This is a genomic window from Paraburkholderia sp. RL17-368-BIF-A (assembly GCF_046054045.1).
Classification (GTDB): domain Bacteria; phylum Pseudomonadota; class Gammaproteobacteria; order Burkholderiales; family Burkholderiaceae; genus Paraburkholderia; species Paraburkholderia graminis.
In genome coordinates this window covers 1-12,769 of record NZ_JARESN010000019.1, presented here as the reverse complement: position 1 = coordinate 12,769, position 12,769 = coordinate 1, and the positions used below count along the sequence as shown (strand labels likewise).

The window sequence follows — 12,769 nt, the reverse complement described above, 5'->3', positions numbered from 1 at the left end:
CAGGTGCCGCGCGCGTCGTGCAAAAAGCGGCAAGACTTGACGAGGGAGAATGATCGTTCTACCCTTCGCACATGGCTACGGATACTCTCATGGAAAAGGCATCGGCGGCTGGCGCGCGTGAGCGTCTGCTGGACGCTGCCGAAGCGTTGATCTACGCGGGCGGCATTCATGCAACCGGCGTGGACGCGATCGTCAAGCAGTCGGGCACCGCGCGTAAGAGCTTCTACACGCATTTCGAATCGAAAGACGCGCTCGTCGCGGCCGCGCTCGAGCGGCGCGACGAACGCTGGATGAACTGGTTTGTCGAGGGCACGCAGCGGCGCGGCAAGAGCGCGCGCAAACGGCTGCTCGGCATGTTCGACGTATTGCGCGAATGGTTCGCGTCGGAGGACTTTCACGGTTGTGCGTTTCTGAACGCGGCCGGTGAGATCGCTTCGGCGGAAGACCCGATTCGCATCGTCGCGCGCGAGCACAAGGAGCGCTTGCTGGCTTTCGTGCGGACGCAATTCGACGAGTTCATTGCCGAGACACAATTGGACGCGAGGCGCGCCGCGCGTTTGTCGCGGCAGTGGCTCGTGTTGCTCGACGGTGCGATCGCCGTTGCGCTTGTGAGCGGCGAGCCCGATGCGGCGCTCGACGCGCAGGCCGTCGCTGTCACCTTGCTCGACGCACAATCAGCCGGCAACGGGAACACGCCCGCACGCAACAAAACTTCAAGCCGACCTTCACGCAAGTCCCCGCCGACGAGGCGACCCGCATCCTGACTGCCCACCTGACCAAAAGCGAGGTATCTCATGACCGATCCGATGGAAACCCGTCCGCCGCTGCCGCCCTTTACGCGCGAAACCGCCATCCAGAAAGTTCGCGCCGCGGAAGACGGTTGGAACACGCGCGACCCTGAACGTGTGTCGCTCGCCTATACGCAGGACAGCGTGTGGCGCAATCGCGCGGAATTCACGCATGGGCGCGCGGAAATCGTCGGCTTACTGCGCCGCAAATGGGCGAAGGAACTCGACTATCGCTTGATCAAGGAACTGTGGGCGTTCACCGATAACCGCATCGCCGTGCGCTTTGCCTACGAATGGCACGACGATTCCAACAACTGGTTCCGCTCGTATGGCAACGAGAACTGGGAGTTCGACGAGCATGGATTGATGGCGCGCCGTCACGCCAGCATCAACGATCTGCCGATCCGCGAAGCGGACCGTCTGTATCACTGGCCGCTCGGCCGCCGTCCCGACGATCACCCTGGCCTTTCCGACCTCGGTCTATAAACACTCTGCCTGCAACGTGAAAACGCGTGAAAATGCGGCGCGCGTCTTCACCGCTTTGCCATCGGTCCTCCATTAGAGTTGTGTTGACGCTTGCCGGCACGTCTTGTGCCCGCAAGCCCGAGTGCGTCTTCAACATCGCGCGAGTGGCTTGCGGTACAGTGCGCGACGGGCGGCACGCACCGATATGAGAACAGCATCGCGCCGGCGTTCGACTGGCGATGGAGAGGACATGCATCTTCGGCAGATCAGCAGGCGGATGACCACGCAAATCGGCAGGCAAAGCAGCCAGCACAAAAGCCAGCACACCGGCCAGCACACCGGCCAGTTCAAAACGCACCTTTGCCGCGTATTGTTCGCGTTTGCCGCGAGCGTCGCCGGCACATCCGCGGCGCATGCGGGCAACTGGTGCGAGGGCGGCGTATGGGTCGACGCGATGCTCGGCTCGTATCACATCAATCCCGACCCAGACAAACACTTCGAGCAGTTCAACCCCGGCCTCGGCGTCGAGTGCTGGCTCAACAATCAATGGGCGCTGACGGCGGGCGGCTTTCGCAATTCACTGCGCCGGCCGTCGTATTACGGCGGCGGCGTCTGGTCGCCGGATTTTCTGCACTGGGGCATTGTCCGCATCGCGGCGATGGGCGGCATCATCTCCGGCTATAACTACGGCAACTGGGGACTCGGCCGCGATCACACGATCGGACCCGTGCTCGCGCCGCTCATCATGGTCGAATACAAGCGTGTCGGCGCGAACTTCATCGTGATTCCGCCGATCCCTTCCGACGATCTTCCCTTCACCATCGGCTTTCAGGTGAAGGTCAAGTTTTAGTGCTTATTCACCTTTCAGTGAGCGCCGCTTTCGTGAGTCCCACTCCCCGAGACATCGTCCGGGAAAAAGCCCAAGAAGGTAGCGCCCTTTGCTTCCCAAGCCGACGTTCTCGATACGACCGCATCAACTGAATCCAATGCGTTCGCCGTCTCACTTCGGTTCGAGACAAATTGCCAGGAACTTGCCGTGGCCGTCTTGACCATTTGCGCCGACTCAAGAGCGCTTAAGAGACTGGATCGGTCTGGCGTGTGAACAACGAACCCTTCGTTGCTCAAGGCCGCACTGCCGATTCCGAGCGTTGTGCAGAGGGCGGCTTTCGCCCAGACATCGGCAGCATCCGTGTTGCGCGACTCAGTGACTAGCGCGGCGATCTGCGCGTCGACAATTTGTCCTTGACGCAACAGTGGCGAGCTCGCACCCGTCCAGGCCTCTGGCGGACACGCTTTCTGCGCTGGCTCCATAGAAATGAACGGGTTAATTTCCGCAGGATAAATACGGCATACCAGAGGTCGACTTTCGTAAGCTCCGCATCGCATATCTTCCAGCAGGTTCGGACATGGACCATCGAATGCTGCAACGATGACAACGACCACTCGTACGGGCAGAGAACCGCTTGTAGCCGCAAACGAGCGCCGGCGCTTATGTGCCGCGACCAGATTGTCTTCCGGCGGCTCTTCCGGCCACGGCAGCGCTTCAACAAATAGCTGAACGTCGTGGCCTCGCTTGAGCCACGCGATTGCTTCGGATACGGTCAGCGGCAACCGAAGGTTGTGACAACATTTGCCGCACATCGTGCAGTCGAAGTCGATATCCATCCGTCAAGCTCCTTTGGCCAAATCATTCTTCCCGTGTTGCGTTTGATAGTTCGAACGTTATCGCGCTATCCAACACGGGTGATGTTGGGCTTAGTCGGGGCTGCCGCAAAAACCTGACACTGCTTTTCAAAAAAATTGTTATGCGGTCGCATCACCGGAATAGCCGACCCAGAGACGCTTCGCGAGAGCCTGTCACGGCTCTCCAGTATCATTGCACCCTTCCACCATTCCCACCGCCCTGGAGCCTCTCGTGCCCGCGCGTTTGTTCCGCTCCGCGAAAGCCGACCGTAACCGTTTCATTGCGCTCTACATCAGCATGGCCATTGGCTTGCTCGTCGCAGCCGGTCTGTTCGTGTACGAAGCGAAGATCATTGTCGCCGACGGTCTGCGCGACGAGGAAGCGTTCGCCGTGCTCGGCGCCGCGAATCGCGTGCTGCACGATCTCGAGAACGCGGAGACCGGCCAGCGCGGCTATCTGCTCACCGGCGATGAAGCCTACCTCGTGCCCTATCGCCAGGGCATTCGCGATCTCGACGACACCGTTTTGCGTTTGCAGCAGACAGCAGGCAGCGACGAAAAATCGCTCGAACTCGTGCGCCGTGTCGAGCATGCGAAGACCGACAAGGTGGTCGAACTCGCGCGCACCATCGAACTGGCTCGCAGCGGGAATCGTGTGGCCGCCATCCAGCTCGTGCAGACCAACGAAGGCAAGGCGTATATGGATGGCCTGCGCCAGGACCTCGGCGAACTGCTGAACGAGTGGCGCGAAAGACGCAAGGTCGCCACGCAGGATGCGCATCGGCGCCTCGTGTTCGGCAGCGCCGCGCTCGTTGCCATTGCCGTGCTCGTGTGCTGCCTGATGGGTTACACGGTGTATGTCCAGCGTCGTGCGTTCGCGAGGGTGCACGCGTATTCGAACATGCTCGATCAACAGGCCGCGCAGGATACGCTGACGGGACTTCCGAACCGCCGCCGGCTGCTGTCCGCCATCGACGCGCTCTCGGGCAACGAAGCCGAGTCGCGCCGAATCGCGCTTCTGTACCTCGACATAGACGGCTTCAAGAAGGTCAACGACGCGATGGGCCATAGCGCCGGCGACGTGTTGCTGCGCCGGCTTGCAGAATCGCTGCGGGCCGCGACGCGGCAGAGCGACACGCTCGCTCGTGTCGGCGGCGATGAGTTCGTGCTGCTCGCAACCGATTGCGGCGACGACGCCCAATTGCGTGAACTGGCCGAGCGTCTTGTCTCAGGTGTGCGAGCAATCGGCGACAAGGAGTACGGCGGCCGTTTTGCGATTGGCGTGAGTATCGGCATCGCCACGTTTCCGGACAGGGTGCAGAGCATCGCAGGCTTGCTCGACGTCGCCGATGCCGCCATGTACGCGGCCAAACGCAGCGGGCGTTCGACTTATAGCTTCGGCAGTTCGTCGGCTGCGGGGCTGTCGAACGTCATCAAGCTGACGCGATAACGTATCGCGTGAGTCCGCACGTTGCTTGCGGATATCGCCAAAGGTGAGCCGTTCCAGGATGGTGAGGAATTCCAGGAGACGGCATCACCATCGACGTCTTCAAATCCAAAGGTGAGATGTTCCAGGAGATGACGCGACGCGTGCAATGGTGAGTCGTCCCAGGATTCACGCCGCACCTTTGCTGCATTTCACCCGACAGCGTGCGTAAAGGTGAGGAGTTCCAGGAGGTCGCCGCAAAGGTGAGATCGTGGATGAGTCCAGTACTGTGCGCGACGAAGTGGCTGGTTTTCTTTCGGAACCGGAACGGTCTCGGCATCGACATGAGCGATGCATGGCAAAGCATCAAGGTCGTTGATCAGCGACGTAGACACGCCGGATATAGCCGGCCTCACGATGGTCGAAAAAATTCGCGGGAGCTCGCGAACAAGACCGTCAACGTCATCATGCTCACAACCGAAAGCAGCCCGGCAATGAAAGAACGCCGCAAGGCTGCGGCGTCAAGGGCTCGATCGTGAAGCCGTTCAAGGGCGACGCGGTGCTGGAGACGTTTCATAAGCTCGCGAACTGACGCTTGCGCGCCACGCCGTCAAAGGTGAGGGTTTTCGGGAGTGGTTCGGCTGGTGACTTTCGCGCTTTGATTCGCACGCGTTATCGTCGCGGAAATGGGCGAAATCCGCTAAATGTCCGCCTGGTGCGGGGGCCAAAGCTGTGTCGTCCCGGGGCTACATCTGCTTTAAGGTGAGGGAATTCGGGAGCACTTCGACGCTGCGGCGATCCGTGAGCGAATCGAACGCGTGCGCCTCACCGTCCATATCGAGTCGGACGGTTCGCGGTTTGCGAGTCATTTTTTCACCGCACCCCACATCGACGTCTTACCTGGGTATCCCGATCATTCGCGTGCTTCTAAAGGTGAGAGTTTTCGGGATTCGCCTCTTTCGGGGTCGTCGGCCCACGCCCAGCAAGGCTTTGCGGGCGGTCCGCAAGCGCTTAAGGTGAGGGTTTTCGGGAGTTGTGAAACTGCTCCCTTCGGCCGACCTCCGATAGCTGCGTGCCAAAGGTGAGGCTTTTCGGGAGCGCGCTGTTCTTGCGCAGGTGGCGATGCAAGCCGCAGCAGCAGCGCGGTAAAACCACTGCATATCAAGCGCAATTCGCGCGACGCGCCGCTGCAAAAAGCACACGAATCATCGCCGCCCGCGCCCAAAGGTGAGACTTTTCAGGAGCCGCGATAGTGACTGTGCACCCCAGCGCATCAACAGCGCATCACGCCCGCTTCCCAACCTCGCGAATATCAGCCACCGGCGTTTCACCAAATGCATCGCTGAACGCATAGTCGAGCAATTGAGCCGCAGCTTGCTCGGGCGTCGAAAGCTGACCGTTGCGCTTCAAGTCCTCGAACTTCTCACGCATTGGAAACTGTTCGACGCCGGTGCTGCGAATCTCCGCCTGCATGTTCGTATCGATGACGCCCGGCGCGAGACTGCAAATACGCAGCGCGCGAGTGGCGTCGAGTGCGACGGCGCGCGCATGATGGTCCAGCGCGGCCTTCGTCGCGCAGTAGATGCTCCAGCCGGCGTAAGCGTTGCGCGCCGCGCCGCTCGAAATATGCATGATGCGGCGGTCGCTCACATCGGGGCTTGCCGCGGCGAGCGCGCTTGCGAGCATCAACGGCGTGGCGACGTTCAGGCTCACTGCGCTGGCAATGGCCGCTGCGTCCTGCGCGTCGATTGGACCGATTGGCTGCACCATGCCCGCGTTGTTGATCAGCAGCACAGTGTGCGCGCCGCTGACGAACGCGCGCAGTGCATCGGTCGCCGTCCATTGCGCAACACGCGACGTGTCAGCGAGTTCGAGTTCAACTTCATCGAGCAGCGCGGGAAAGCGCTGTTTAAGCAACGCATGACGCGAGCGCGACAAACCGAGCACCGCGACATCGCGCTCAAGCAGTTGCGCGGCGAGCGCCGCACCGAGGCCGCGCGTATGGCCGGTGACGATCGCGCGAATGGGAGAAGAGGGATTCATGTCGTTCCTTGAACATTGCTCATGCAGGCCGTTATCTTCTCACGCATGTTTCGCACGCGCAGCGGCGCCGCTCGCGCGCTTTCAGGCCGCGCGAAAGCGCTCGCGGTATTGCATCGGCGTGACGCCGATTCTCTTCACGAAGACGATCCGCATGCGATCCGCGGTGCCGAAACCGCAATCGTAGGCAATCGCTTTCAGCGCGGCGCCGCTGCTTTCCAGCAGCTTGCGCGCGGCATCGACACGCGCGCGCTCGACGAATTCATGCGGCGTCACGCCGGTTTCCTGCACGAACACGCGCGCGAAATTGCGTGAGCTCATGCCGGCGACATCGGCGAGTTGCTTGACTGTAAAACTCTCGTGAATGCGCTCCATCACATGCGCCTGGACTTTTGCAACCGGCGATGTTTCGTCGACGGGTGCCGTGAGATACGGACTGAATTGCGACTGTCCGCCCTGGCGCTGTGCGAACACGACGAGCCGCTTTGCCACCGCGAGCGCGATATGCGCACCGTGATCTTCGGCGACGAGCGCGAGCGACAGATCGATACCCGCAGTCACGCCCGCGGAAGTGACCAGTTGCCCGTCGCGCAGATAAATGCGGTCGTAGTCGACGCGCGCTTTCGGAAACTGCGCGGCGAGTTGGGCCGCGTGCTGCCAATGCGTCGTGACGTTGCGCGCGTCGAGCAGACCGGCATGGCCGAGCGCGAAAGCGCCCGTGCAGATGGAGCCGTAACGGCCGCATTGCGGCGCGATGTTGGTCAACCAGTCGAGCAAGGACGCCTCGGGCGGAGCGCCTTCGGGGAGCGCGGGGCCGCCCGCGACTAACGCGAGGTCGAACGGTTTGCGAGCGCGCGCGAAGACGGCGTCGGCGATCAGCGTCATGCCGTTGGACGCGCGCAGCGGTGCTTGTTGCGCGCTCAGAAGCGTGACTTCGTAGCGCGCGTCCGGCGCGATGAAGCGGTTCGCTTCTGAGAAGACGTCGACGGGACCGGCGACGTCGAGCGCCTGCACGCCAGCAAAGATCGCGATCGCGACGGTGGGCATCGAATGATTCCTTTCACGATAAGCAAACCGCGGCAGTGAACGCGGTGCGATTGGCAGCGTTCTACGGCCTCGCGCGATTGTTGGGGAAAACGCGGTGGCCCAGCATACCAAACGCGCTTTGACGCTGCACGGCGAGGCCAAACAGCCTCGCATAGTCGTCGCGCAAGCAATGATTCACGCGCCGCATATGGGATGATTAGCCACTGACCGAACTTCCGGCGCCGCGCCATGGTGATTAAAAACCTTCTCCGCAAGCTCGACCTGACCACGCTTCAACTGTTTCTCGCCGTCTACGAGGAAGGCACGCTCACGCGTGCCGCGGAGCGCGAGGCCATTGCCGTTTCCGCTGCGAGCAAGCGGCTGCTCGAACTGGAACAGGCCGTGGGCGCGACGCTCTTTCAGCGCAACGCGCGCGGCATGACGCTAACGCCGGCCGGCGAAACGCTGCTGCATCATGCGCGGCGCGTGATGCGCGACATCGAAAACATCGGCATCGAACTAGCTGGCCATGCAAGCGGCGTACGCGGCTATGTGCGGATGATGGCGAACCTGTCTGCCATCGTCGAATTTTTGCCTGAAGATTTGCGCGCGTTCCAGTTGCTGCATGAGCGCGTGAAGCTCGACCTCGAAGAGCGGCCGAGCGGCGGCGTCGTCGAAGCGGTGGACGATAGCCTCGCCGATCTCGGCATCTGTTCCGCCGATGCCGACACGCGCGAGCTGCACGTCGAGCACTATCGCCGCGATTCGCTGGTGCTCGTGATGCGCGGCGATCATCCGCTCGCCGCGCGCACGAGCGTGGCGTTTGCCGAAACGCTCGACGGCGATCACGTCGGCCTGCACGCCGCGAGTTCGATCAATGCGCGAACGCATATCGCCGCGCGCGTCGCCGGCAAGCCGTTGCGCTTGCGCATCCATGTGCCGGGCTTCGACGCCGTTTGCCGGATGGTGCAGGCGGGAATGGGCGTCGGCGTGTTGCCGCGCAAGGTCTATGAACTCATGGGACGGCCGCTCGGGCTCGTCGGCGCGCCGCTCGAAGACGACTGGTCGGAGCGCAGCCTCGTGCTGGTCGTGCGCGATGTCGATGCGCTCTCGCCCGTGAGCCGTTTGCTGTTCGATCATTTGCGTTCGATAGAAGCCTCCGAAGCCACGCAAACGCCGGCGGCATGAATCTGCGCCGCGCTTGAGCGTTCGTCGTTCGCGAACGGTCGTTGGCGAATTGCGGTTGGACGCGGCCGCCGCACGCCTGCAAGCTGTCTCCCAACAGAAAACCACTTCGGAGACAGCACATGGGTGGACCCCTTCAAGGTATCCGCGTCGTTGAAATCGGAACGCTGATCGCCGCGCCGTTTGCCGCGCGCCTGATGGCCGAGTTCGGCGCGGACGTCGTCAAGATCGAAGCGCCGCAAACTGGCGACCCGCTGCGCAAATGGCGCAAGCTGCACGAAGGCACGTCGCTCTGGTGGTATCTGCAGTCGCGCAACAAGAAGTCGGTGTGCGTGAATCTGAAGTCGCCGGAGGGCGTCGAGATCGTGAAGCGGCTCGCGGCCGAGGCCGATGTCGTCATCGAAAACCTGCGTCCTGGTGCGCTCGAAAAGCTCGGCATCGGCTGGGACGTGCTGCACGCGATCAATCCCAAACTGACGATGGTGCGTATCTCCGGCTATGGCCAGTCGGGCCCATACCGTGACCGTCCGGGCTTCGGCGCGATCGGTGAAGCGATGGGCGGCATTCGCTACACGACGGGCGAGGTGGACGGCGCGCCGGCGCGCGTCGGCGTGAGTCTCGGCGATTCGCTTGCGTCGCTGCATGGCGTGATCGGCGCGTTGATGTCGCTGCTGCGTGTGAAGACAGGGCAGGGCGACGGGCAAGTGGTCGACGTGTCGCTCGTCGAAAGCGTTTTCAATCTGATGGAAAGCCTGGTCCCCGAATACGATCTGCTTGGCCACGTTCGCGAGCGAAGCGGCGGGGCGCTGCCGGGCATCGCGCCGTCCAACACCTATCCCACCGAAGACGACGGCTATGTCGTGATCGCCGGCAACAGCGATCCGATTTTCCGGCGCCTCATGCAGGTGATAGGCCGCGCCGATCTCGCCGACGATCCCGCGCTCGCGCACAACGACGGCCGCGCCAAACACTGCGCGATGCTCGACGAGGCGATCGCCGCATGGACCTCGCATCATTCCACCAACGACGTGCTGGCCGCGCTCGAACGCGCCGAAGTGCCGGCGGGGCGCATCTATTCCGTCGCGGACATCGTCGCCGATCCGCACTACCAGGCGCGCGACATGTTGTTGCAGGCGCAACTGCCGGGCGGCGCCTCGGTGAAGATGCCGGGCATCGTGCCGAAGCTGTCGGAGACGCCAGGCGAAGTGCGCTGGCAAGGCCCCGCGCTCGGTGAACATACGGGAAGCGTGCTGAGCGAACTCGGTTTCGCGAGTGAAGAGGTCGAGCGGCTGCGCCGCGAAGGAGCCGTGCAATGACACATGCAACGACACATGCAACGAACGGTGCAACGAACCGCGAATTGAACTCACAAGTCGCCGACAAGCTCATCGTGCAGGAAGTCGCGCCGCGCGACGGCTTGCAGATCGAACCGACGTGGGTCGACACCGCCGACAAAATCCAATTGATCAACGCGCTCTCGACGGCGGGCTTCACGCGCATCGAGGCCGGCTCGTTTGTCTCGCCGAAAGCCATTCCTGCGTTGCGCGACGGCGAGGCCGTGTTCCAGCAGATCGAGCGGCGCGCGGGCGTGATCTACGTCGCGCTCGTGCCGAATCTCAAGGGCGCCGAGCGCGCGCTCGCCGCGAAGGCGGACGAACTGAATCTCGTGATGTCCGCGAGTCAGACGCACAACCGCGCCAACATGCGCATGAGCTGCGAGTCGTCGCTGGCGGCGTTTGGCGACATCGTGCGTCACGTGAAGGGCGCGGGCGTGCTGTTGAATGCGTCCGTCGCGACGGCGTTCGGCTGTCCGTTCGAAGGCACGATCGACGAGGACCGCGTGGTCAGCATTGTCGATACGTACCGCGAGATGGGCATTGAGGGCATCACGCTCGCCGATACGACCGGCATGGCGAATCCGCGCCAGGTGGCGCGGATTGTCGAGCGAGTGCTGCAACGCGTGCCGTCGTCGGCGCTCACGCTGCATTTTCACAATACACGCGGACTTGGGCTCGCCAATGTACTGGCCGCCTACGAAGCCGGCGCGCGGCGCTTCGACGCCGCGTTGGGCGGTCTCGGCGGATGCCCGTTTGCGCCCGGTGCGTCGGGCAACATCTGCACTGAGGACCTCGTGAATCTGTGCGACGAAATGGGTATTCCCACGGGAATCGACCTCGAGAAACTGCTTGCGCTGTCGCGAGCGTTGCCGGCTTTGCTGGGCCACGACGTGCCCGGGCAAGTGGCGAAGGCGGGGCGCAATCGTGACCTGCATCCCGTGCCGGACTACGTGCTGCAAATCTGACTTTCCCTGATCCACTAAACGACCGGACGGCACAGCCGAATCCGGCATTGGAGACGAATCATGAGTGACCTCGGCGCAATCGCAACCGGCGGCCGTGAACAGAGCGCGGACGGCGCGGCGGCCATCATCCGCAAAGTGGCATGGCGGCTGATGCCGCTCATCATGATCTGCTATCTGTTTGCGTTCTTCGACCGCATCAACATCAGCTTCGCGAAGTTTCAGTTGCAAAGCGATCTCGGCTTGTCGGACACCGCATATGGTCTCGGCGCGAGTTTGTTCGTGATCGGCTATGTGTTGTTCGAGGTGCCGAGCAATCTGTTCCTCTACAAGGTCGGTGCGCGGCGCTGGATTGCGCGCATCATGATTTCGTGGGGACTCGCGACCGCGGCGATGGTGTTCGTCAACACCGAATGGCAGTTTTACGGCCTGCGCTTTCTGATCGGCGCGATGGAAGCCGGCTTCGCGCCGGGCGTGCTGTACTACCTCACGCTGTGGTTTCCGCCGAGCTATCGCGGACGCATTACGTCGATGCTGTTTCTCGCGTCGGCGTTTTCGGGGCTGGTCGGCGCGCCGCTGGCGGGGCTTGTGATCGGCCATATGAACGGCGTGCTTGGCATGCCGGGATGGCACTGGCTGTTCCTGCTCGGCGGCCTGCCGTGCGTGCTGCTTGGTTATCTCGTGCTGAAGCTGCTGAAAGATCGCATCGACGATGCGAACTGGCTGTCGCCCGCGGAGAAGTCATTCCTGTCTGAGCAGATTGCGCAGCAGAGCCGTCATCCTGAGACTGGGCATTCGTTCATCGGCGCGATAAAGACGCCGGGATTTCTCACGCTGGGGCTCGTCTATTTTCTGATTCAGGTGGCGTCGTATGGATTGAATTTCTGGGCGCCACATTTGATCCGCGTGGCAGGTACGCATAATCCGACGCTGATCGGTTTGCTGACAGCCGTGCCTTATGTGTGCGGCGCGATCTGCATGGTGGTTGTGGGGCGCTTGTCCGATGCAAGCGGCGAGCGTCGCAAGTTCGTGTTCGGTTTGCTGGTGATGTCGGCGATCGGATTCTTTGCGGCCGGTTTCTTCGACAAACAGACGGGCTTCCTGATCGTCGCGCTTGCGGTGATGGGCGGGGGCGTGGTGGCGTCGATCCCGGCATTCTGGGCATTGCCGCCGAAGCTGGTGACGGGGGCGGGCGCGGCGGGCGGCATCGCGTTGATCAACACGCTCGGACAGCTTGGCGGGATCGTGAGTCCGATCATGGTGGGACGCGTCAGGGATCTGACTGGGAGTACGACGCCGGCTTTGTATGTGATCGGGACGATGAGCGTGATTTGTGCGTTGATTGTGTTGCGGGGGTTGCCGGAGTCGCTTCGGGCCAGGGATGGGGTGCGGTAGGGCGTTTGAGGTGTAGTGCGTTTCTATGTGGGACGACGCGCACTTTGGTGCGCGTTTGCGCAGTTGGGGGGAAATCGAGCCGCGTCAGGTAGTTGGTGCGGTTTTCGGCGGGTTATCCAGGAGTTGTTCCAAAATAGCGCGGATAACCGCACATCGTTCCGGCGACTTCGGTCGCCCTTTTCCGTTTGACAACAGACTACGGACTTTCAGACACATCTGATTGAAGTGAATCACCCCGCCAGGTAAAAACGCGTGAAGAGCTGAAATGGCTCCAGATCGCGGCCAGCCTGAAGTTTGCAGTCCTCATGTACCCGGCCGCGTCTCCCACAATCAGCAAGGACGCCGGGTCATGGCAGACCTGCAAGACGCGCTGCGTGCCATAACCGGGCGCCAGGCATATTTTCTCGACGTACCCGGCACGGACAGCGCGGCGGCGCTGTCGGTCGTGTCGTTCACGGCAAT

Annotated in this window: 11 protein-coding genes and 1 pseudogene; 9 read left to right on the top strand and 3 right to left on the bottom strand. The window is 62.2% G+C overall.

Annotation, left to right across the window (positions count from 1 at the left end):
• Positions 1-71: 71 nt before the first annotated feature.
• From P0D87_RS26175 to P0D87_RS26165, 3 genes are all read left to right on the top strand, one after another.
• Complete coding sequence (locus P0D87_RS26175) at positions 72-764, top strand: TetR/AcrR family transcriptional regulator (protein WP_053859762.1); 693 nt, start codon at positions 72-74, stop codon at positions 762-764.
• A gap of 30 nt (positions 765-794) precedes the next feature.
• Positions 795-1,274 (top strand): nuclear transport factor 2 family protein, encoded by a 480-nt coding sequence (locus tag P0D87_RS26170; RefSeq protein WP_053859761.1) that lies wholly within the window; start codon positions 795-797, stop codon positions 1,272-1,274.
• Positions 1,275-1,503: 229 nt separating this feature from the next.
• On the top strand, positions 1,504-2,103 hold the full coding sequence (locus tag P0D87_RS26165; RefSeq protein WP_321175881.1) for a hypothetical protein: 600 nt from the start codon (positions 1,504-1,506) through the stop codon (positions 2,101-2,103).
• Positions 2,104-2,117: 14 nt separating this feature from the next.
• Here P0D87_RS26165 and P0D87_RS26160 read toward each other — a convergent pair whose 3' ends face one another.
• Positions 2,118-2,918: a YkgJ family cysteine cluster protein gene (locus P0D87_RS26160; protein ID WP_053859760.1), complete on the bottom strand. Its 801-nt coding sequence runs from the start codon at positions 2,916-2,918 to the stop codon at positions 2,118-2,120.
• A gap of 250 nt (positions 2,919-3,168) precedes the next feature.
• Between P0D87_RS26160 and P0D87_RS26155 the strand changes: the two genes are divergently transcribed.
• Positions 3,169-4,386 (top strand): diguanylate cyclase domain-containing protein, encoded by a 1,218-nt coding sequence (locus P0D87_RS26155; protein WP_053859759.1) that lies wholly within the window; start codon positions 3,169-3,171, stop codon positions 4,384-4,386.
• A gap of 244 nt (positions 4,387-4,630) precedes the next feature.
• Positions 4,631-4,954 (top strand): annotated as a pseudogene (locus tag P0D87_RS26150) (response regulator).
• Between the two features lie 692 nt (positions 4,955-5,646).
• Here P0D87_RS26150 and P0D87_RS26145 read toward each other — a convergent pair.
• Complete coding sequence (locus P0D87_RS26145; protein WP_053859758.1) at positions 5,647-6,405, bottom strand: SDR family oxidoreductase; 759 nt, start codon at positions 6,403-6,405, stop codon at positions 5,647-5,649.
• An 81-nt stretch (positions 6,406-6,486) separates the two neighbouring features.
• Complete coding sequence (locus P0D87_RS26140) at positions 6,487-7,449, bottom strand: GlxA family transcriptional regulator (protein WP_029967308.1); 963 nt, start codon at positions 7,447-7,449, stop codon at positions 6,487-6,489.
• A gap of 228 nt (positions 7,450-7,677) precedes the next feature.
• Between P0D87_RS26140 and P0D87_RS26135 the strand changes: the two genes are divergently transcribed.
• The 4 genes from P0D87_RS26135 to P0D87_RS26120 all read left to right on the top strand — a co-directional run bounded on the left by P0D87_RS26135 (position 7,678) and on the right by P0D87_RS26120 (position 12,307).
• The gene (locus P0D87_RS26135; RefSeq protein WP_053859757.1) at positions 7,678-8,616 is read left to right on the top strand and encodes a LysR family transcriptional regulator; all 939 of its coding nucleotides are present in this window, start codon (positions 7,678-7,680) and stop codon (positions 8,614-8,616) included.
• A 119-nt stretch (positions 8,617-8,735) separates the two neighbouring features.
• On the top strand, positions 8,736-9,929 hold the full coding sequence (locus P0D87_RS26130; protein ID WP_053859756.1) for a CaiB/BaiF CoA transferase family protein: 1,194 nt from the start codon (positions 8,736-8,738) through the stop codon (positions 9,927-9,929).
• Positions 9,926-10,915 carry a hydroxymethylglutaryl-CoA lyase gene (locus tag P0D87_RS26125; RefSeq protein WP_244231044.1) on the top strand — a complete coding sequence of 330 codons (990 nt, stop codon included), beginning with the start codon at positions 9,926-9,928 and terminating at the stop codon, positions 10,913-10,915. The genes P0D87_RS26130 and P0D87_RS26125 overlap by 4 nt, the downstream gene beginning before the upstream one ends.
• 60 nt (positions 10,916-10,975) lie before the next feature.
• Complete coding sequence (locus tag P0D87_RS26120; RefSeq protein WP_053859755.1) at positions 10,976-12,307, top strand: MFS transporter; 1,332 nt, start codon at positions 10,976-10,978, stop codon at positions 12,305-12,307.
• Positions 12,308-12,769: the final 462 nt, after the last annotated feature.

What these genes read in the sequence shown, in the direction of transcription:
- P0D87_RS26130 (WP_053859756.1), top strand. Translation starts at nt 8,736, where the DNA reads ATGGGTGGACCCCTTCAAGGTATCCGCGTCGTTGAAATCGGAACGCTG.
- P0D87_RS26140 (WP_029967308.1), bottom strand. Translation starts at nt 7,449, where the DNA reads ATGCCCACCGTCGCGATCGCGATCTTTGCTGGCGTGCAGGCGCTCGAC.
- P0D87_RS26125 (WP_244231044.1), top strand. Translation starts at nt 9,926, where the DNA reads ATGACACATGCAACGACACATGCAACGAACGGTGCAACGAACCGCGAA.
- P0D87_RS26135 (WP_053859757.1), top strand. Translation starts at nt 7,678, where the DNA reads ATGGTGATTAAAAACCTTCTCCGCAAGCTCGACCTGACCACGCTTCAA.
- P0D87_RS26170 (WP_053859761.1), top strand. Translation starts at nt 795, where the DNA reads ATGACCGATCCGATGGAAACCCGTCCGCCGCTGCCGCCCTTTACGCGC.
- P0D87_RS26145 (WP_053859758.1), bottom strand. Translation starts at nt 6,405, where the DNA reads ATGAATCCCTCTTCTCCCATTCGCGCGATCGTCACCGGCCATACGCGC.
- P0D87_RS26175 (WP_053859762.1), top strand. Translation starts at nt 72, where the DNA reads ATGGCTACGGATACTCTCATGGAAAAGGCATCGGCGGCTGGCGCGCGT.
- P0D87_RS26165 (WP_321175881.1), top strand. Translation starts at nt 1,504, where the DNA reads ATGCATCTTCGGCAGATCAGCAGGCGGATGACCACGCAAATCGGCAGG.
- P0D87_RS26120 (WP_053859755.1), top strand. Translation starts at nt 10,976, where the DNA reads ATGAGTGACCTCGGCGCAATCGCAACCGGCGGCCGTGAACAGAGCGCG.
- P0D87_RS26160 (WP_053859760.1), bottom strand. Translation starts at nt 2,918, where the DNA reads ATGGATATCGACTTCGACTGCACGATGTGCGGCAAATGTTGTCACAAC.